Below are 18497 nucleotides of genomic sequence, written 5' to 3'. Positions count from 1 at the left end.
CTGACCTTAGCTGGTGCCCCTCGGACGCCGACGGGGCGGAATATCTCTTGCTTGGAAGTAGTTGAACGCGCATGTAAGATGGGCACGCGCCTTCGGAAAGGGAGCAGGTCATGCAGTTCGGAATCTTCACGGTGGGCGACGTCACGACGGACCCCACGACCGGCACCACGCCGACCGAGCACGAGCGGATCAAGGCGATGGTCCGCATCGCGCTCAAGGCCGAAGAAGTCGGTCTCGACGTCTTCGCGACGGGTGAGCACCACAACCCGCCCTTCGTGCCCTCTTCGCCCACGACGATGCTCGGCCACATCGCCGCGCGGACGTCGAAGCTGATCCTCTCGACGTCGACGACGCTGATCACCACGAACGACCCGGTGAAGATCGCCGAGGACTTCGCGATGCTGCAGCACCTCGCCGACGGCCGCGTCGACCTGATGATGGGCCGCGGCAACACCGGCCCGGTCTACCCGTGGTTCGGCCAGGACATCCGCCAGGGCATCCCGCTCGCCATCGAGAACTACGCGCTGCTGCGCCGGCTCTGGCGCGAGGAGGTCGTCGACTGGGAGGGCAAGTTCCGCACGCCGCTGCAGGGCTTCACGTCCACGCCGCGTCCGCTCGACGACGTCCCGCCGTTCGTCTGGCACGGTTCCATCCGCAGCCCGGAGATCGCCGAGCAGGCCGCCTACTACGGTGACGGCTTCTTCGCGAACCACATCTTCTGGCCGAAGGAGCACTTCCAGCAGCTCATCGCCTTCTACCGCCAGCGGTTCGAGCACTACGGCCACGGCACCGCCGACCAGGCCGTCGTGGGGCTCGGCGGCCAGGCGTTCATCCGGCCGAAGTCGCAGGACGCGTGGAACGAGTTCCGGCCGTACTTCGACAACGCACCGGTGTACGGGCACGGCCCGACGCTGGAGGAGTTCACCGACCAGACGCCGCTGACCGTCGGCAGCCCCCAAGAAGTCATCGACAAGACGCTGACCTTCCGCGAGCACTTCGGCGACTACCAGCGCCAGCTGTTCCTGATGGACCACGCCGGCCTGCCCCTGAAGGTCGTCCTGGAGCAGCTCGACCTGCTGGGCGAGCACGTGATCCCGGTGCTGCGCAAAGAACTCGACGCGCTGCGCCCGGCGCACGTGCCGGACGCGCCGACGCACGAGTCCCTGAAGGCCCTGAAGGACGCGGCGCTCGTCGGGAGCCGGGCATGAAGCTCGCGGTGGTGACGGCCGGGCTGTCCGTGCCGTCCTCGACCCGGTTGCTGGCCGACCGGCTGGCCGCAGCGACCGTCGCTGCGGCCGGGTCGTCGGTCGACGTCGAGGTCGTCGAGCTGCGTGACATCGCGCTGGACGTCACGAAGAACCTGCTCACCGGCTTCCCGAGCCCGGACCTGCGCAGGGCCATCGAGACGGTCACCGGGGCGGACGCGCTGATCGCCGTCACGCCGGTGTTCACCGCCGGCTACAGCGGCCTGTTCAAGTCGTTCTTCGACGTCCTGGACGCGGAGTCACTGGTGGGCAAGCCGGTGCTGCTCGGCGCGACCGGCGGCACCGAGCGGCACTCGCTCGTGCTCGACTACCAGCTGCGGCCGCTCTTCGGGTACCTGAAGGCGGACCCGGTCGCGACGGGCGTCTACGCGGCGTCGTCGGACTGGGGCAGCGGTGAAGGCGCGCTGCAGCGGCGGATCGAGCGGGCGGGCGCCGAGCTGGCGACCCTCGCCGCGGGCCGTCCCGTCGTGCCCGAGGCGCCGTCCTTCGTGCCCTTCGACCAGCTGCTGGCGTCCACTCAGGACCGGTAGCGCACCCGGTAGCGCAGGTGGGTGACGCCCTCGCCCTCGACGACCTCGACCCGGTCCAGCTCGGCTTCGCCGGTGCCGAGGTTTTCGAAGTAGCGGACGCCTTCGCCGAGGAACACCGGCACGAGGTCGATCGCCAGCTCGTCCAGCAGGCCGAGGGCGAGGCACTGCCGGGCGATGGCCGGGCCGGAGACGCCGACGTTGCCGTCACCCGCGGCTTTCGCCCGCTCGATCGCGGTCTCCACGTCCGGGCAGAACGTGAACGGCGCCAGGTTCTCCGCCGGCCAGTCCGCGGGCGGCGGGCGGTGGGTGACGACGAACGCCGTGCCGCCGCCGGGCGGGCGGCCGCCCCAGCCGTGCGTGTGGTCGAAGACCGTGCGGCCGCAGACGAACGCGCTGTGCTCGGCTTGCGCCAGCTGCCGCCGAAGGTAGCCCGCGCTCGGCTCGGCGACGCGGAACGTCATCGGGTAGCCGACCATCGGCACCTCGACGTCGCCGGCGGAGTACCAGTCGAACAGCGGCCCGACGGAGTTGTCGGGCCGCGCGACGAACCCGTCCAGTGACATGCAGAAGCTCGCCGCGACGGTCATCTCAGGCGTCCTTCTCGAGCAGCGTGTCGAGGCGCTCGTACGAGTCGACGATGCCGGCCTCCATGCCGCTTTCGACGGCCGCGTCGCGCGCTTCGACCGACGGGAAGACCGAGTGGCCGTCGATCCGGGTCCGGCCGTCGCCTAGGCCGGTGAAGGCGATCGTCTCGAGGCAGACGTCGCCGGGCGCGCCCTCGAACTCGAAGGTCTGGATGATCCGCTCGGCGCTCACCGTGTGGTAGACGCCGCGGAAGCGGTACTCGCCGCGTTCGTCGCGGTGCACGTAGTGGTAGCCGCCGCCGGACCGCGCGTCCAGCTCCAGCAGTTCCATCTCCATGCCGTGCGGGCCCAGCCAGCGCACGATCAGGTCCGGGTCGGTGTAGGCCCGCAGCACCTTCTCCGGCGATGCCGCGACTTCGCGGGTGACGTCGATGAACGGGGTGCCGGGCTGGGCGGTGATCGTGGTGCTCATCCGTTTTCCTCCAAGGTTTCCAGGACGGCGTCGAGCCGCCGGTAGCTGCGTTCGGTGGCCAGCCGGTAGGTGTCGATCCAGCCGGTCAGCTCTTCCAGGGCGGCCGGGACGAGCCGGCACGGCCGCCGCTGGCCGTCGCGGCCGCGGCTGATCAACCCGGCGTGCTCCAGCACCTGCAGGTGCCGGGAGATCGCCTGCTTGGTGATCGCGAAGGGCTCGGCGAGTTCGTTGACCGTCGCCTCGCCGCGGGAGAGCCGGGCGATCAGGGCCCGGCGCACGGGGTCGCCGAGTGCGGTGAACGCCCGATCCAGCGTCTCGTCGTCAACCGCCATCTTTATCAACCAATCTGTTTATCAACCGATGTGTTGACTATAAGAACGTGGGAGACCGCGGTCAAGGAGGTGCCGAAAGTAGGGGGTGGCTCGCGTCGTCCGGCAGCGGACGGCGGGTGGGCCCGCGGCCTACTTTTGCGCCATGACCAGGCTTTTCGCGCTGCTCGGCGCGTTCTTCTTCCTGCTGGCGACCCCGGCTTCGGCCGCTCCGGCGCGCGACGGCATCGACGAGTACGTCCGCGCCTACCTCGACCACACCGGCCTGCCGGGAGCCGCGGTCGCCGTCACGCACGGCGCCGACGTCGTGCGTGTCGCCGGCTACGGCCACGACGCGGCGGGCGCGCCGATCACCGCGTCGACCCGGCTGCCGATCGCGTCGCTGAGCAAGTCGATGACGGCGTTCGCCGTGCTCCAGCTCGTCGACGCCGGCCGCGTCGGACTCGACGAGCCGGTGACGCGCTACCTGCCGGAGTTCCGCCTCGCCGACCCGCGCGGCGCCCGGATCACCGTGCGGATGCTGCTCGAGCAGACGTCCGGGATGGCCGACTCGGCGTTCCCCGACCTGACGCTGCCGCAGCCGCACACCCTCGCCGACGCCGTCGCCCGGCTGCGGGACGCGGGCCTGGCCGACGAGCCGGGCGCGAAGTTCCACTACCACAACCCGAACTACGAGGTGGCCGCCCGGATCGTCGAGGTCGTCGCCGCTCAGCCGTTCGCCGGGTACCTGCGGACCCGGCTGTTCGCCCCGCTCGGCATGCCGGCCAGTTCCACTGTGGACAGTCCGCCCGCGGACCTCTCGCCCGGCTACGTGCGGGCGTTCGGCTTCGCCGTCCCGGCGGCCGAGCCGGACTGGTTCACCGGCGGCAGCCACGGCGTGCTGAGCACCGCGACCGACCTGACGCGCTGGCTGATCGCGCAGCGGGACGGCGGCGGTGTGCTGTCGCCGGCGTCGGTCGCGCTGGCGCACACCCCGGCGCCTGGGCACGACTACGCGTTCGGCTGGGGCGCCTACCGGCCCGGGCAGCTGTCCCACAACGGTGAGTGGTTCGGCCACACCGCGGCCCAGATCCTGCTGCCCGGCGGCTACGGCGTCACGGTGCTCGCCACCACCGGGCTGTCCCTGGACAACGACGCCGATTCGCTGGCGCAGGGCCTCGCGACGCTGGTCCGGGGCGGGACGCCGGAGCTCGCGTTGCCCGCCGGCGTCGTCGCGGACCGGGTGCTCGCCGGGCTGATCCTGCTGTCGGTGGTGCTCGCCGTGCTGGGCGTCCGCCACGCGCGGCGGTGGGCGGCGCGGCGGACGTCGTGGTGGCGGGCCGGGCTCCGGCTGCTGCCGAGCCTGGCGCCGCCGCTGGTCCTGGTGCTGCTGCCGCAGCTGATGAGCGTCGTGTTCGCCGGGAGGCGGGGCACGTTCGGGCAGCTGCTGTACGTCTGGCCGGGCGTCGTGAGCTGGCTCGCCGCGGCCACGCTCGGCGCGTTGGTGGTGTCCGCGGCGCGGATCCGGGTACTCGCGAGTGGCACGCGGGGGCACAACCGGGAAGAATCGGACGGAACGAGGGGAGTGGCGGAGTGGGCATCGGTAAACAGGCCAAGCGCATCATGATCACGGTGGCGGGGGCGATCCTGCTGGTGGTCGGCGTGCTGCTGCTGGTCCTGCCCGGGCCGGGCCTGCTGCTGGTGCTCGCCGGGCTGCTGCTGCTCGCGTCGGAGTTCCCGAAGCTGGAGCGTTACGTCGACCCGGTGCGCGACCGCGCGATGAAGGCGGCCGAGGAGAGCGTCTCGTCACCCCTGCGGATCGCCGGCTCGGTGCTGGCCGGGCTCGCCCTGCTGGCGGCGGGCATCGTCTGGGGCACGGTGAAGTCGCTGCCGTTCAGCGGCTGGAGCACCGGATCGAGCCTGATCCTGTCGTCGGTGATCCTGTTCGCGCTGCTGATCTGGAGCTACCGCCGGGTGAAGTCCCGCCGGGAGGAGAAGGCGGTCAGCTGATCAGCTTGCGGACCGCTTCGGTGACCGTCGCGCGGCGGTAGGCCTCGTCGTCGGGGGCCGTGGCGATCATCTCGGCCGTCTGGGCCGACCACATCGCCGCCAGCGTCAGCACCATCATCAGCAGCTGTTCCGGCTCGAAGCGGTCCGAGACCGTGCCGGCCTTCTGGGCCGCGCGGATGGCCTCGACCTTGCCCTTGGCCGAGTCCGCGATCGCCTGGATCGTGCGGCCCGAGCCTGCGCGCTCGAGGCGGTACCAGGCGGAGATCCGGGTCACCTCGGGGTAGGCCACGTAGTTGTCGAACAGCCGGCCGGCGTACCCCGGCAGGTCGTCGGCGGTGATCGGCGTCTCGGCGAGGGTGCGCTCGACGATCGTGTCGAAGACCGCGTCGAACAGGTCGTCCTTGCTGCCGAAGTAGGTGTAGACGAGGCCCGCGCTGCACTTCGCACGGGTCGCGATCCGGTCCATCCGGGCGCCGGCGATACCGTGCGCGGCGAACTCCGCCAGCGCGGCTTCGAGCAGCTGGCGGCGCTTCGCGGCGGGATCCCGGGTGGCCATGGCCCCGATTCTAGTTGAACGGACGTTCAGTGCGGCCCGGCCGGCGGTAACCTCGGCCCATGAGCGGCGGATTCCAGCGCGCCCGGCGGCCGGAGCAGGTCGAGGCGCGCCGCACGGCGATCCTCGCCGCCGCGCGCGAGCTGCTCGCCGAGCGGCCGGTCGCCGAGATCAGCCTGCGGGAGCTCAGCTGCCGGGTCGGGCTCGCGAAGTCCAACGTCCTGCGCTACTTCGACAGCCGTGAGGCGATCTTCCTCGAAGTCCTGGACGCCACCTGGACGGACTGGCTCACCTCCCTGGAGGAAACCCTCGCCGACGCCGGCGCCGCCGAGCCCGGCTTCGCCCGCGAAGAACGTCTCGCCGGGACGCTCGCGGCGTCGCTGGCCGAGCGTCCGCTGCTGTGCGAGCTGGTCAGCTCGATGGGGTCGGTCCTGGAACGCAACATCTCGCTGGAGTTCGCCCGCGGCTTCAAACGCCGCGCGGCCGCGAACACCGACCGGCTCGGCGAGCTGGTCCGGAAGCGGATCCCGGAGCTGTCGGCCGAGGGCGCGGCGCAGTTCGCCGGGGCGGTGGTCGTCGTGGTGTCGGGGCTGTGGCCCTACGCCAACCCGACCGAAGCCGTCGCGGCGGCCGCCGCCGAGCTGGGCGGCCCGCCGGTGGGAGAGCTGTTCACGACGGCGCTCGCCGAGGGCCTCGCGAACCTGCTCGCGGGGCTCGTCGCACGAGGCCGGTGAGGGTCGGTTCCCACGGGCCGGGCTCGTCGCGCGAGGTCGGTGACGGCTCAGTGCGCGCGGGCCGCGGCGGCCGTGATGTCGGAGTTCTCCAGGATCTGCCGCTCGTAGCCGTTCGCGGCGACCTCCAGCATCGCGCGGCCGATGTCCTCGGTGGTCGTCACGACCCGCGGCGCCAGCCGGCGCAGCACCGGGTACAGCGGCGCCCCCACGCGGTAGATCGCGCGGTACAGCGGCGTTTTCGACGTGATCCCGTGCAGCGGCTGGATGTAACCGGGGCGGAAGAAGAACGTCCGCAGCGGCAGTTTGGCGAGGGCGTTCTCGGTCGCGCCCTTGACGCGCGCCCAGCGCACCCGGCCGCGTTCGGTGCTGTCGGTGCTCGCGCCCGAGACGTACACGAAAGTGGTGTCCGCGGGCAGCTTTCCGGCAACCGAAAGGGTGAGCTGGTAGGTGATCCGCTCGTACTCCTCGGCCGCCACCCCGACCGACGACAGGCCGAGGCAGAAGAAGCACGTGTCGTACCCGGTGATCGGCTCGAGGGCGAACAGGTCCTCGCGCACCATCGAGGTGAGCTTCGGGTGGCTGTCGCCGACCGGGGCCCGGCCCACGGTCAGCACCGCCTCGACCCTCTCGTCCAGCAGGCATTCGCGCAGCACGCCTTGCCCGACCATGCCGGTCGCGCCGAACAGGATCACCCGCACGAGCCCACCCCTACTCCCCGGCCACCGGCAGCAGCCCGCGCTCACCGAAGACCTTCTTGGCCACGAAGGTCGCGTTCAACGCCTTCGGGAATCCACAGTAGACGGCGGAGTGCAGCAGCGCCTCGACGATCTCGGCCGCGGTCAGCCCGAGGTTGAGCGCCGCGTTGACGTGCACCTCCAGCTGCGGCTCGCACCCGCCGAGCGCGGTCAGCATGCCGAGCGTGACGAGCTGCCGATCCCGCGGCGCCAGCCCCGGCCGCGAGTAGATCTCCCCGAATCCCCAGGAGACGACGGCCTCACCCAGCGCGGGCGAGACGTCGGCGAGGTTGTCGAGGACACGCTGCCCGCTCTCGCCGTCGATCTCGGTCAGGGTCTTCAGGCCACGTGCGAAGCGCTCGTCGGTCATGCCGGCTTTCCTTTCCCCCAGCGGTCTTGTCGGGATCGACGCTAGGGGCTGGAGCGCGCTCCAGGTCAACCGTGACGGCCACCACGAAGGGTGGCCGTCACGGGTGATCAGATCGTCTTCGACGTGCCGTGCGCCGAAAGACCCGTGTTCACGTAGACGTAGAAGCTGGTCCCGGTCTCCTCCGTGCGGGTGCCCGCGGTGTTCGTGCTCCACAGGCGCAGCTGGAGGTACGAGCCGCTCGGCTGGTCCGCCGGCACGTCGAAGCCGAACGTCGCCGTGCCGTCGGCGCCCGGCGCCACCGTCGTCTCCGGGCCGGAGCCCAGCGCGTAGCCGTACGACGCGAGGTTCGCCTGCACCGGCGTCAGGGTGCACTGGATGTGCTGCCCCGGCGACACCGACCAGCCGGAGGGGTCACAGGCGAACCGCGGTGCCGAGTAGTTGACGTAGAACCAGTAACCGCCCTGCTCGGACACCGTGCCGTCGGCGAACTTCGTGGTCACGAAGATGCCGTTGACGTACGGCACCTTCGGCGCGAAGACGACGCTCGCGGTGCCGTCCGGGCCCGCGGGGACCGTGCCACTCGATCCGTTGCCGAAGTCGTACGAGTAGCTCACCGCGCCCGGGACGGGCGAGGAGAACACGAACGTCCCCGGGACGCCGACGGCGCCGGTCATCTCGCTGTTGTCGGGGTATTCGGCGCTCGTCACCTTCGGTTTGTTCGACGTGACGTCGACGTTCACGCCGCCCCAGCCGGAGTTCTGGCCCGACGCGGTCGTGGTGTAGGCGTTGAACGAGCCCCACGACGACGTCTTCGGCGTGACCGTGACCGTCGCGGTGCCGTCCGCCTCGAGCGGCACGGTGACCGGCTCGTCGTCGTTCCAGCGGTAGGTGAGCGTGACCGACCCGGGCAGGACGGCGTGCGCCCGGAACCGCGCGGGCAGGCTCTGGGTCGGGTTCGCGGTCAGCGACTCGACCTCGGGCTCGCCGGGCTCGCTGACCACCGTCTCGGTGCTCGGCGAGGTCAGGTAGCCGGTGGCGAGCCGGGCCTGCACGGACAGCTGCAGGTAGGGCAGGTTCGGGTCGGTGGGCGTGACCGTCACCGTCGCCGCCCCGTCCGGGCCCGCCGCCACGGTCTGCTCGGGCTGGTTGCCCAGGTGGTAGACGTACCCGGTGACCGGGGTCGCGCCGTACGGCGTGAAGGCGCACGTCCGCTCCACCCCGATGAAGTCGTCGTACGGCGTGCAGCTCACCCCGGGCTGGTTGCTCGCGACCCAGTACCGGTAGTAGCCGGTCGGGGACCGGTTGCCCGCCGCGTCGACGGCGGCGGCGCTGAGGTCTTCCGGCCCGCTCGACTTCGGCGCGAAGCGGACGGTCGCCTTGCCGCCGCGGTGGTCGGCGGCCACGTACCCGCCGTCCCACTGGAAGCCGGTGACGTCCTTGTCACCCTTGGCGTCGAACACGAACGTGCCGGGCACGCCGGTGCCGCCGGTTCCCGGCGGCGCCTGGGTGGCGTAGTCGGGGGACGTGATCACCGGCGCCGTCGCGGGCGGGGTGAAGTCGGTGGCGAACTTGCAGGTCGCGCTCCACGGCCCGTGGCGCCGCTGTCGTCCTTGCCCCGTGCCTGCCAGGCGTAGGTGACGCCTTCGGTGATGCGGGAGTCCACGTCGGTCCAGACGTTGTTGCCCACCGAGGAGCTGATGCTGGGCACGATCGTGCGCTGGTCCGGGTGGTCGACGGGCCAGAGGGCGAACTCCCCGGCCGTGTACGTGTCGTCCGCGTCGGGCACCGTGGCACTCAGGTGGGCCTGCCGGGCGACGGTCCGGGTCTGCGTCGTGCACGGCTGGTAGTTGAGGGTCAGCCCGGTCGGTTTGCCCGGCGGCTTGTCGTAGGTGAAGAAGAGGGTCGCCTTCGGGTCGTACTCACGACCGGACTTCGGGTCGTTCTGCTGGCTCTCGGGCAGCCGCAGGACGAAGGTCGCCGTGGTGCGGCCGGCGTCGAGCGCGGCCTGGATCGCCGCGGTGGCCGTCCAGGTCAGCTCGGCCGAGGGGCACGAGGAGTCCAGGTACGGGCCGTTGACCTTGAGCAGCTCGGCCGGCTGGTTGTTCCACGTCGGCTTCTTCGCCGGGTCGGTCAGCCAGAGTTCCGTCGAGCGCGGGGTGGCGCAGTCGGTGACGGCGGTTTCGCCCGCGCTGATGTAGGCGCTCTGGAACTGGTTGCCCTTCAAGGCGGCGAGGTCGAAGGTGACGTACGACTTGGACACGTGGTTCGTGCCGCCGGCGTAGGTGTGCGCGCCGACGGGCGCGGTCCCGGGCGGGTTGACGTAGCTCGCCTTCGGCGTGGCCGAGTCGATGTAGGCCCACGATGCGGCCGCGATCTCGGTGCTCGACGTGGCCGAGGCCGGCGTCGCGGTGAGCACCGCCGTGCCGGCAGCGACCACCGCCGTGACGAGTGTGAGGACGCCCGCTCTCGCGGGCCGGAACGATCTTCGAGAGCCCAACCGGCTCACCCCCTGCGTACCGGAGGCCGTGGAGTACGGCCGTACCGTTACCGCACACGCGCGAAGGGTGGAACCGGTTGTCCCGGAAACCGTCCGGAAACGGCTCGGGGCGGCCGAATTTCTTCGACCGCCCCGAGTTCCGGTTGGTGGGTTACTTACCGCTCGAATACAACGCGCTCACGTCCGCGTCGGACAACGCCCGGTCGTAGACGTGGACCTGGTCGACCGCGCCGTTCAGGTAGTCGACCGGGCCGCCGCCGTACTTGCCGCGGCCGATCACGGTGTGGCCCGTGGACGCGTCGCCGAGGCAGACGCTCTTCGTGGCCGCCAGCTGGCCGTCCACGTAGAGCTTCAGCGTGCCCGAAGCCGCGTCGCGGACGCCGACGACGTGGTACCAGCGGTTCGCTTCCGGCGCGGTGGGCGCCAGCGCCCGCGTGCCGACGAAGCTCATCGCCAGCCGGTGGTCCGCGCCCGAGTACTGCAGGAAGAACGCGCTGGTGCTGTCGCCGTCCTGGCTGACCACCGTCTGGAAGCCGTCACCCACGGCGTTGAACTTGACCCACGCCGCCGCGCTGTAGCTGCCTTCGGTGTTCACCAGCGACGCGCCCGTGTCGGCGTACTGGCCCGACCCGTTCACCGCCAGCGCCGAGCCGCTCTTGCCCACGGTCCAGGACGCGCCGCCGACGAGCGTCGCGTCGTGGTCGCCGACCGCGTCCGCGGCCACCGTGCCGGTGTTCTCGTCGAACGGGTAGGCGGCGATGCCGTCGATCCCAGGCGTGCCCGCCGGCACCGAAGGTCCGGCCACCGGCTTGCCGGTGGCGCCCTTGATGACCGCCTCGTTCGCCGCGCGGACCGCCGCGAAGTCCATCTTCTTCACCTGCCGGTCGTAGGTGAAGAAGCCGTTGACCTCCTTCTCGACGTCGGTGGTCTGCGTGTAGACCCCGGCCGAGACGCCGCACCGCTGAGCGACCAGCAGCAGGCGCTGCTGGAGCTCGCCGTAGCGCCGGGTCAGCGTCGCGCTGTCGGGCTCCATCTCGTAGGCGAAGCTGCCGGCCGGGTCGAACTCGTGCCCGGCGACCTTCAGGCCGAGACCGCCGTACTCACCGTCGACCGCGGCGCGAGTGCCGGTCTGCACCGGCGTTCCCGGCCCGGTGTAGGTGTGGTCGTCGTAGATGTCGCCCTTGCCACTGTCCGGTTCGGACCGGCAGCAGTTGACGCCGGACTCGGCGTTGACCAGCCGCGAGGAGTCCCACGACTTGACCTCGTCGGCGATCCGGCCGACCTCGTAGTCGCCCCAGCCCTCGTTGAACGGCACCCACGTGACGATCGACGGGAAGCTACGGTGCTGGTCGATCATCCGCCGCATCTCGGACTCGTAGTTGACGCGCGAGGCGGTGCTCGGCTCGACGTCGTCCTTCATCGCCGGCATGTCCTGCCACACCAGCAACCCGAGCTTGTCGGCGTAGTAGTACCAGCGGTCCGGCTCGACCTTGATGTGCTTGCGCACCATGTTGAAGCCGAGCGCCTTCTCCTGCTGCAGGTCGAACTTCAGGGCCGCGTCGGTCGGCGCGGTGTAGATGCCGTCCGGCCAGAAACCCTGGTCCAGCGGGCCGACCTGCATGACGAACTTGCCGTTGAGCAGCATCCGCTGCTTGCCGTCGGCGGTCTTGCCGACGCTCACCGACCGGATGCCGAAGTAGGAGCCCACTTCGTCCCCTGTGGACAGCTTCACGCGCAGGTCGTAGAGGAACGGGTCGTCCGGCGTCCACAGGTGCGGCCGGTCCACCTTGAGCTTCAACGGCTTGTTCGCGTCACCGGTGACGCGCCCGACCGGGCGGCCGTGGTCGTAGGCGATCGCTTCGACGCGCTGCTTGACCGGCCCGCCGACCACGGCGTTCACCGTGACCGTCCCGGACGCGGCGTCCGGGGTGGTGTCGAGGCGGTCGATGTGCGCCGAGGCGACCGGCTCCATCCACACGGTCTGCCAGATGCCGGAGGACGGCGTGTAGAAGATGCCGTCGCCGGGCTGGCGCTGCTTGCCGATCGGCTGCCCGCCCTGGTCGTTCGGGTCGGCGACGCCGACGACGATCTCCTGGGTCTTGGCCGTGGTCAGCGCGTCGGTGACGTCGACGGCGAACGAGTCGTAACCGCCGGTGTGGCGGGTGACGGTCTTGCCGTTGACGATCACCGTGGCGTCGTAGTCGACGGCCTGGAAGTGCAGCTGCAGCCGCTGGCCCTTGCCGACCTGCCAGTTCTTCGGCACCTCGAAGGTGCGGCGGTACCACATGTTCGTCTCGTGGCGCATGATCCCGGACAGCGCGGACTCGACCGGGTACGGCACGAGGATCCGCTCGCCGAGCGTCTTCCCGATCGGTGCGGCCTCACCGGGCGTCGCCTTCGCGAACTCCCAGACGCCGTTGAGGTTCTGCCACTTGTCGCGGGTCAGCTGCGGCCGCGGGTAGTCGGGCAGGGCGTTGGTGGGCGAGACGTCCTTGGTCCACGGCGTGGACAGCGGCGGCGTCAGGCGCTGCCATTGGGGGGCGGCCGCGGCGCTCGCCGCGGGTGCGGTGCCGAGGCCGGCGACCGCGACGGCGAACGCGGCGGTGGCGGTGAGCCACCGGCGGGTTCTGCGGGCAGGACGAAACATCGTTGAGACCTCCTGGTGCGGGGAAAGGAGCTCAGCGGGTTCGGGACCGCGCCAGCAGACGCTGGATCACCACGACGATGAGCAGGAAGGCCCCGCTCACCACCGTCTGGTAGTTGGAGTCGAGCGTGCCGACCTGGTTGATGACGTTCTGGATCAGCACCCGCAGCAGCACGCCGACGAGCGTGCCGACGATCGTCCCGGCGCCGCCGGTGAGCAGCGTGCCGCCGATGACGACGACCGAGATCGCGTCCAGCTCGGTGCCGACGCCGATCACCGTGACGCCGGACTGCAGGTACGCGGCGGTGAGGATGCCGGCGAAACCGGCGAGCGCGCCGCTCAGCGTGTAGAGCGCGATCTTCGTGCGGACCACCGGCAGGCCCATCAGCAGCGCCGACTGCTCGGCCCCGCCGATCGCGAACACCGACTGACCGAACCCGGTGCGCCGCAACAGGACGCCGCCGAGCGCGAACAGGACGAGCGTCAGGTACACCGGTACGCCGATGCCGAAGATCGTGCCCTGCCCGAGCCAGAGGATCGCCGAGCCGGGCTCGATCTTGAACGTCGTCGCGCCTTCGGAGGTGATGGCGAGCAGCAGACCGCGGGCGAACAGCAGCGTCGCCAGCGTCACGATGAACGGCGCCATCCCGGTGCGGGCGATGAGCAGGCCGTTGATCAGCCCGATCGCCGAGCACACCACCAGCGGCAGCAGGATCGCCACGAAGAAGCCGTACTGCGCGCCGTACGCGGCGAGCACGCCGCCGAGCGCGTAGTTCGAGCCGACCGACAGGTCGATGCCGCCGGAGATGATCACGAACGTCATGCCGAGCGCGATCACCGCGAGGAACGAGCCCTGCAGCGCGAGGTCGCGCAGGTTGTCCGCGGAGCCGAAGCGCGGGAACGCGAACCACGCGACGATGAGGCCGAGGACCAGCACGACGGCCGCGCCTTGGCGCTGCAGGACCCCGGCGAACGCCGCGTTGCGCGCGGGGGTCTGGGTCGCGGTCATTTGCGGCTCCGCTCACGAGCGACGTACACGGCGACGACGATGATGGCCGCCTGGGCCATCTGCGCGGTCGAGTCCGGCAGGTTGTGCTTGATCAGGGTGGCGTGCACCAGCTGCATCAGCAGCGCGCCGAACACCGTGCCGAGCACGCGGACCCGGCCGCCGGTCAGCGGCGTGCCGCCGACGACGACCGCGGTGATCGCGGACAGCTCCATCAGCAACCCCAGGTCGTTCGGGTCGCTGGCGCCGAGCCGCGACGTCGCGAGCACGCCGGCCACCGCGGCCAGCGCCCCGGAGATCACGTAGACGCCGACGAGCACGCGCTTCACCGGGAGCCCGGCCAGCGAACTGGCCGTCCGGTTGCCGCCGACGGCGACCAGCTGGCGGCCGAACGTCGTGCGCTGCACCAGCAGCCCGGCCAGCACCGCGAGCACCCCCGCGACGATGACCATGACCGGCACGCCGAGGACGTCCCCCGTGCCCAGCGCCAGGAAGTCCTCGTTGCGCAGCTGGACGAGCTGGCCGTGCGCGATCACGAGCGCGAGCCCGCGGCCGCCGACGAGCAGCGCCAGTGTCGCGATGATCGGCTGGATCCCCAGGTAGGCCACGAGATAGCCGCTGAAGAGGCCGGACAGGATGCCCGCGATCACCGCGACGATGACCGCCATCATGGGCCCGGCGCCGAGGTAGAGCGGGATGAGCGCGGCGGCGATCGACATCACCGAGCCGACCGACAGGTCGATGCCCTCGGTGCCGATCACCAGCGCCATGCCGAGCGCGACGATGCAGACCGGCGCGGCCTGCACCAGCTGCGTCCGGAAGTTGGCCGCGGACAGGAAGTTCTCGGTGAAGAAGACGTTGAACAGCAGCAGCACGACGACGGCCAGGTAGACGCCGTAGTTCTGCAGCCACGCGGTGACCTTCGCCCGGTCCGGCGCTCTGGTCAGGGTGGCACTAGACATCGTTGTCACCCTCCGCTGCGATCGCGGCCAGGACGTTTTCCTCGGTGATGCCCTCACCGGTCAGCTCCCCGACGACCGAGCCGTCGCGGAGCACGACGACGCGGTCCGAGCCGTCGATCAGCTCCTCCAGCTCGGACGAGATGAGCAGCACGCCGAGGCCTTCCTGCGCGAGCTCGTCGATCAGCGCCTGGACCTCGGCCTTGGCGCCGACGTCGATACCGCGCGTCGGCTCGTCGAGCAGCAGGATCTTCGGGCCGGTGGCGAGCCAGCGGGCGAGCAGCACCTTCTGCTGGTTGCCGCCGGACAGCTCGGACACCTTCTGCTCGGGGCTGGCGGCCTTGATCCGCAGGCGTTCCATGAAGATCTTCACGACCTTGTCCTGCTTGGCCTTGCTGACCAGGCCGAACGGCGAGAGTGTCGGGAGCGCGGCGAGCACGATGTTCTCGCGGACCGACAGGTTCGGGATGATCCCGTCGGTCTTACGGTCCTCGGCCAGCAGCGCGATCCCGGCGCGCATGGCCGCCGCGACCTTGCCCTTCTTGAGCGGTTTTCCGGCGAGCAGCACGGATCCGCCGTCGAGCGGGAACGCGCCGACGATGGCCCGCGCGGTCTCGCTGCGGCCGGAGCCGAGCAGCCCGGCCAGGCCGACGACCTCGCCGGGCCGGATGCTGACCGAGACGTCGTGCAGCCGGCGCATGCCGGACAGGTGCTCCGCCTTGAGCAGCGGTTCGCGTTCGACGTCGTGTTCCTCGCCGAACGCCGTGACGCCCTCTTCGCGGATCTGGCGGATCTCGCGCCCGAGCATCAGGGACACCAGCTCGATGCGCGGGAGCTTGGCCAGCGGTCCACTGTGGACGACCCGGCCGTCGCGCAGCACGGTGACGTTGTCGCAGACCCGGTACAGCTCGTCCATCCGGTGGCTGACGTAGACGATCGCGATGCCTTCGGCGTGCAACCGGTTCAGCACCTCGAAGAGCGTCTCGACCTCACGCGGTTCGAGCGACGACGTCGGTTCGTCCATGATGACGACCTTCGCGTCGGTCGAGACCGCGCGGGCGAGGGCGACCATCTGCTGCGCGCCGACACCGAGGGTGTGCAGCGGGCGTTTGACGTCGTCGTGGATGCCGTAGCCCTTGAGCAGCTCACGGGCGTCGGCGTACATCTTGGACCAGTCGACGAGTCCCGCTTTGGTGCGCGGCTCGCGGCCGAGGAAGACGTTGCTGGCGATGCTCATCAGCGGGACGAGGTTGACCTCTTGGTAGATCGTGGAGATCCCGGCCCGCTGCGCCTCGATCGGCCGCTTGAACGTCACCGGCTCGCCGAGGTGGCGGACCTCGCCCTCGTCGGGCTGGTAGACGCCGGTGAGCACCTTGATCAGCGTCGACTTGCCGGCGCCGTTCTCCCCGACGAGGGCGTGCACCTCGCCGGGGGCGAGCCGGAAGCTGACGTCGTCGAGCGCGAGGGTGCCGGGGAACCGTTTGGTCACCCCGGCCACCTCGAGCACCGGTGCGGTCGTCATCGCGACGTCCTCTTCGGTGGCTGCGGTCATCAGTACGCGTTCCCGACCTTCTGCGCCGCGTTGGACTCGTCGTACTGGTCGTCGGTGATCACGATGCTCGGCGCGATCGGCTGGCCGTCGGCGAACTTCTGCAGCGTGTCGAAGGCGAGCTGGCCGAAGCGGGGGTTGGACTCGATGACGGCGTTGTAGCTGCCGTCGGCGATCAGCTGCACGGCGTTGCGCGTGCCGTCGACCGAGACGACCTTGACGTCCTTGCCCGGCGTCTTGCCCGCGGTCTTCAGCGCGTTGACGGCGCCGATGCCCATCTCGTCGTTCTCGGCGTAGACGGCGGTGAGGTCCGGGTGGCTCTGGATGAGCTGCTCCATGACGGCCTGGCCCTTGGACCGGTCGAACTCGCCGGTCTGCTCGGCGACCACGGACAGGCCGGGCGTCTTGGCCAGCTCGTCCTTGAAGCCCGAGGTGCGGTCGGTCGTCACGTTGTTGCCGGACGCGCCGAGCAGGATCGCAACCTTCCCGTTACCGCCGGTCGCCTTCACCATCGCGTCGGCCGCGCGCTTGCCCTGCTCGACGAAGTTGGAGCCGATGAAGGTCAGGTAGTCGGTGCACGGCGCCGAGGTCACCTTGCGGTCGACGGTGACGACCGGGACCTTCTTGGCCTTCGCGGCGTCGAGCGCCGGCTGGAGGCCGTCGGAGTTCAACGGCGCGACGATCAGCAGCTGCGCGCCCCGGTCGAGCAGCGACTTGATGTCGCTGATCTGCCGGTTGAGGTCGCTCTGGGCGTTGGTGACGAGCAGCTTGTCGGTGGGGATGCCGAGCTTCGCGGCCTGGTCGCGAATGGACTGCGTCTCGGCGATCCGGAAGGGGTTGGCCTCCTTTTCGGACTGCGAGAAGCCGATCACCGCGGTCTTCGGGTCGATCTTGGGGTAGCCGGTCTTCGCCAGCGTGCAGCCGTCGGCGGACGGCGCGGCGGAGGACGCGGAAGCGGCCGGTCCGCCGCCGCTCGACGGTGCGGCCGGCGTCTCCTCCCGGGCGGTGCAGGAGGTGAGGGTGAGCGCGGCGGCGGCCGCGGTGACCAGGACCAGACGGGGACGGGTGGACAGCGGCACAGCGACTCCTCGGGCAGCGACGGTGGTGGCCCGCTCACCGGGGTGATCGGAGTCACCGCGGGAGCCTTGAGGTACTTTTTACATCGTTGGAACAACGTTGTAAACCGGCAAATTGTCGCTACACTTCGACCTCACGCTGAGGTGAAGGGATCGCCCGTGACCGTGACGCTCAAGGACGTCGCCACGCTCGCCGGAGTATCGGTGAAGACGGTGTCGAACGTCGTGAACGGCTATGCCTTCGTCAAGCCGGAAAACCGACGCCGCGTCGAAGAAGCGCTGGCCGCGACCGGTTACCGCCCGAACGTCGGCGCCCGCAACCTCCGCCGCGGCCGCACCGGGTTCCTGGCGCTGATGGTGCCGGAGCTGTCGATCCCGTACTTCGGCGAACTGGCCGGCCTGGTCATCACCGCGGCCCAGAAACGCGGCTGGAGTGTCTTGATCGAACAGACCCAGGGCACCCGGGAGCGCGAGCGCAAGACGCTGTCGTCCCTGGGCCCGCACCTGGTCGACGGCGCGCTGGTGCACCCGGAAGCGTTGCAGGCGGAGGACTTTCCGGCCGAACCGGGCGGAATCCCGCTGGTGATGCTGGGCGAGCACGCGGTCGACGTTCCCATCGATCATGTAGCCATCGACAACGTCCTGGCCGCGCACGTGGCGGTGTCCCACCTGGCCTCGCTGGGCCGCCGCCGGATCGCGGCGATCGGCTTGAACCCGGCGCGCGGGACGTCGTCCCAGCGCCTGGCGGGCTACCGGTCGGCGCTGGTCGAAGCGGGACTGTCCTATTCGGACATGCTGGTCGCGCCCGCCGAGAAGTGGCACCGGGGTTACGGCGCGGCGGCGATGAAGTCGTTGCTGACGTTGCCGTCCCGGCCCGATGCGGTCTTCTGTTTCAACGACCTGCTGGCGATCGGCGCGCTGCGAGCGGTAGCCGAACTGGGCCTGCGGGTGCCGGAAGACGTCGCGATCGTGGGGTTCGACAACAACGAAGAGAGCGCGTTCTCCCTGCCGGCGCTGACGACGATCGCCCCGGACAAGACGGCCCTGGCGGAGGCGGCGATCGACCTGGTGCACCGCCGGATCACGGGGGAGAAGTCGGCGCCGCCGCAGGACGTCCAGACGCCGTTCGCGCTGGAGATCCGCGAAAGCACCAAGGGCCGCTGAGCACTCGCGTACCCAGCCGGACGACACGACCAGCGAACCGAG

Annotated in this window: 19 protein-coding genes; 6 read left to right on the top strand and 13 right to left on the bottom strand. The window is 70.5% G+C overall.

The window, feature by feature from the left end; translation table 11 throughout:
• Positions 1-110: 110 nt before the first annotated feature.
• Both OG494_RS30260 and OG494_RS30255 read left to right on the top strand, forming a co-directional pair.
• A complete protein-coding gene (locus OG494_RS30260) occupies positions 111-1208 on the top strand; it encodes an LLM class flavin-dependent oxidoreductase (RefSeq protein WP_328444474.1) in 1098 nt (365 codons plus the stop codon).
• Positions 1205-1795 carry an FMN reductase gene (locus OG494_RS30255; RefSeq protein ID WP_328444472.1) on the top strand — a complete coding sequence of 197 codons (591 nt, stop codon included), beginning with the start codon at positions 1205-1207 and terminating at the stop codon, positions 1793-1795. The genes OG494_RS30260 and OG494_RS30255 overlap by 4 nt, the downstream gene beginning before the upstream one ends.
• On the opposite strand, the gene OG494_RS30250 is transcribed toward OG494_RS30255, so the two are convergent.
• Genes OG494_RS30250 through OG494_RS30240 form a run of 3 tightly spaced genes read right to left on the bottom strand, consistent with a single transcriptional unit; the run spans position 1783 to position 3183 of the window.
• Positions 1783-2382 (bottom strand): dihydrofolate reductase family protein, encoded by a 600-nt coding sequence (locus OG494_RS30250; RefSeq protein WP_328444470.1) that lies wholly within the window; start codon positions 2380-2382, stop codon positions 1783-1785. The genes OG494_RS30255 and OG494_RS30250 overlap by 13 nt on opposite strands.
• A gap of 1 nt (position 2383) precedes the next feature.
• The gene (locus OG494_RS30245) at positions 2384-2851 is read right to left on the bottom strand and encodes an SRPBCC family protein (protein WP_328444468.1); all 468 of its coding nucleotides are present in this window, start codon (positions 2849-2851) and stop codon (positions 2384-2386) included.
• Positions 2848-3183 carry an ArsR/SmtB family transcription factor gene (locus OG494_RS30240; RefSeq protein ID WP_328444466.1) on the bottom strand — a complete coding sequence of 112 codons (336 nt, stop codon included), beginning with the start codon at positions 3181-3183 and terminating at the stop codon, positions 2848-2850. The genes OG494_RS30245 and OG494_RS30240 overlap by 4 nt, the downstream gene beginning before the upstream one ends.
• A 142-nt stretch (positions 3184-3325) precedes the next feature.
• Here OG494_RS30240 and OG494_RS30235 point away from each other — a divergent pair, with 142 nt between their 5' ends.
• Both OG494_RS30235 and OG494_RS30230 read left to right on the top strand, forming a co-directional pair.
• Positions 3326-4786, top strand: a complete 1461-nt coding sequence (locus OG494_RS30235) for a serine hydrolase domain-containing protein (protein ID WP_328444465.1) — start codon at positions 3326-3328, stop codon at positions 4784-4786.
• On the top strand, positions 4753-5169 hold the full coding sequence (locus tag OG494_RS30230; RefSeq protein ID WP_328444463.1) for a PGPGW domain-containing protein: 417 nt from the start codon (positions 4753-4755) through the stop codon (positions 5167-5169). Before OG494_RS30235 ends, OG494_RS30230 begins: the two co-directional genes overlap by 34 nt.
• Here OG494_RS30230 and OG494_RS30225 read toward each other — a convergent pair.
• Complete coding sequence (locus OG494_RS30225; protein ID WP_328444461.1) at positions 5162-5725, bottom strand: TetR family transcriptional regulator; 564 nt, start codon at positions 5723-5725, stop codon at positions 5162-5164. The genes OG494_RS30230 and OG494_RS30225 overlap by 8 nt on opposite strands.
• Before the next feature lie 59 nt (positions 5726-5784).
• Between OG494_RS30225 and OG494_RS30220 the strand changes: the two genes are divergently transcribed.
• A complete protein-coding gene (locus OG494_RS30220; protein WP_328444459.1) occupies positions 5785-6456 on the top strand; it encodes a TetR/AcrR family transcriptional regulator in 672 nt (223 codons plus the stop codon).
• Positions 6457-6503: 47 nt separating this feature from the next.
• Here OG494_RS30220 and OG494_RS30215 read toward each other — a convergent pair whose 3' ends face one another.
• The 9 genes from OG494_RS30215 to OG494_RS30175 all read right to left on the bottom strand — a co-directional run bounded on the left by OG494_RS30215 (position 6504) and on the right by OG494_RS30175 (position 17294).
• The gene (locus OG494_RS30215) at positions 6504-7154 is read right to left on the bottom strand and encodes an epimerase (RefSeq protein WP_328444457.1); all 651 of its coding nucleotides are present in this window, start codon (positions 7152-7154) and stop codon (positions 6504-6506) included.
• A 10-nt stretch (positions 7155-7164) separates the two neighbouring features.
• Positions 7165-7560, bottom strand: a complete 396-nt coding sequence (locus OG494_RS30210) for a carboxymuconolactone decarboxylase family protein (protein WP_328444455.1) — start codon at positions 7558-7560, stop codon at positions 7165-7167.
• Between the two features lie 107 nt (positions 7561-7667).
• Positions 7668-9092 (bottom strand): hypothetical protein, encoded by a 1425-nt coding sequence (locus tag OG494_RS30205; RefSeq protein WP_328444453.1) that lies wholly within the window; start codon positions 9090-9092, stop codon positions 7668-7670.
• A complete protein-coding gene (locus OG494_RS30200; protein ID WP_328444451.1) occupies positions 9089-9997 on the bottom strand; it encodes a DNRLRE domain-containing protein in 909 nt (302 codons plus the stop codon). Before OG494_RS30200 ends, OG494_RS30205 begins: the two co-directional genes overlap by 4 nt.
• A 211-nt stretch (positions 9998-10208) precedes the next feature.
• Positions 10209-12704 carry a LamG-like jellyroll fold domain-containing protein gene (locus OG494_RS30195; RefSeq protein WP_328444449.1) on the bottom strand — a complete coding sequence of 832 codons (2496 nt, stop codon included), beginning with the start codon at positions 12702-12704 and terminating at the stop codon, positions 10209-10211.
• 31 nt (positions 12705-12735) lie between these two features.
• Complete coding sequence (locus tag OG494_RS30190) at positions 12736-13710, bottom strand: ABC transporter permease (protein ID WP_328444447.1); 975 nt, start codon at positions 13708-13710, stop codon at positions 12736-12738.
• A complete protein-coding gene (locus OG494_RS30185) occupies positions 13707-14669 on the bottom strand; it encodes an ABC transporter permease (RefSeq protein WP_328444445.1) in 963 nt (320 codons plus the stop codon). Before OG494_RS30185 ends, OG494_RS30190 begins: the two co-directional genes overlap by 4 nt.
• Positions 14662-16218, bottom strand: coding sequence for a sugar ABC transporter ATP-binding protein (locus OG494_RS30180; protein WP_328444443.1), 1557 nt, complete (start codon positions 16216-16218; stop codon positions 14662-14664). Before OG494_RS30180 ends, OG494_RS30185 begins: the two co-directional genes overlap by 8 nt.
• Positions 16218-17294: an ABC transporter substrate-binding protein gene (locus tag OG494_RS30175; protein WP_328444441.1), complete on the bottom strand. Its 1077-nt coding sequence runs from the start codon at positions 17292-17294 to the stop codon at positions 16218-16220. The genes OG494_RS30180 and OG494_RS30175 overlap by 1 nt, the downstream gene beginning before the upstream one ends.
• A 156-nt stretch (positions 17295-17450) precedes the next feature.
• Here OG494_RS30175 and OG494_RS30170 point away from each other — a divergent pair, with 156 nt between their 5' ends.
• Positions 17451-18455: a LacI family DNA-binding transcriptional regulator gene (locus OG494_RS30170; RefSeq protein WP_328444439.1), complete on the top strand. Its 1005-nt coding sequence runs from the start codon at positions 17451-17453 to the stop codon at positions 18453-18455.
• Positions 18456-18497 lie beyond the last annotated feature (42 nt).

The sequence above is a fragment of the Amycolatopsis sp. NBC_00438 genome (assembly GCF_036026695.1).
Classification (GTDB): Bacteria; Actinomycetota; Actinomycetes; order Mycobacteriales; family Pseudonocardiaceae; genus Amycolatopsis.
Note: the sequence above shows the minus strand (reverse complement) of the source record. Positions and strands in the feature narration are given on the sequence as shown.

Excerpts from the sequence above, each read along its gene's own strand:
- OG494_RS30260 (WP_328444474.1), top strand. The coding sequence starts at position 111 with ATGCAGTTCGGAATCTTCACGGTGGGCGACGTCACGACGGACCCCACG.
- OG494_RS30255 (WP_328444472.1), top strand. The coding sequence starts at position 1,205 with ATGAAGCTCGCGGTGGTGACGGCCGGGCTGTCCGTGCCGTCCTCGACC.
- OG494_RS30250 (WP_328444470.1), bottom strand. The coding sequence starts at position 2,382 with ATGACCGTCGCGGCGAGCTTCTGCATGTCACTGGACGGGTTCGTCGCG.
- OG494_RS30245 (WP_328444468.1), bottom strand. The coding sequence starts at position 2,851 with ATGAGCACCACGATCACCGCCCAGCCCGGCACCCCGTTCATCGACGTC.
- OG494_RS30240 (WP_328444466.1), bottom strand. The coding sequence starts at position 3,183 with ATGGCGGTTGACGACGAGACGCTGGATCGGGCGTTCACCGCACTCGGC.
- OG494_RS30235 (WP_328444465.1), top strand. The coding sequence starts at position 3,326 with ATGACCAGGCTTTTCGCGCTGCTCGGCGCGTTCTTCTTCCTGCTGGCG.
- OG494_RS30225 (WP_328444461.1), bottom strand. The coding sequence starts at position 5,725 with ATGGCCACCCGGGATCCCGCCGCGAAGCGCCGCCAGCTGCTCGAAGCC.
- OG494_RS30220 (WP_328444459.1), top strand. The coding sequence starts at position 5,785 with ATGAGCGGCGGATTCCAGCGCGCCCGGCGGCCGGAGCAGGTCGAGGCG.
- OG494_RS30210 (WP_328444455.1), bottom strand. The coding sequence starts at position 7,560 with ATGACCGACGAGCGCTTCGCACGTGGCCTGAAGACCCTGACCGAGATC.
- OG494_RS30195 (WP_328444449.1), bottom strand. The coding sequence starts at position 12,704 with ATGTTTCGTCCTGCCCGCAGAACCCGCCGGTGGCTCACCGCCACCGCC.
- OG494_RS30190 (WP_328444447.1), bottom strand. The coding sequence starts at position 13,710 with ATGACCGCGACCCAGACCCCCGCGCGCAACGCGGCGTTCGCCGGGGTC.
- OG494_RS30185 (WP_328444445.1), bottom strand. The coding sequence starts at position 14,669 with ATGTCTAGTGCCACCCTGACCAGAGCGCCGGACCGGGCGAAGGTCACC.
- OG494_RS30180 (WP_328444443.1), bottom strand. The coding sequence starts at position 16,218 with ATGACCGCAGCCACCGAAGAGGACGTCGCGATGACGACCGCACCGGTG.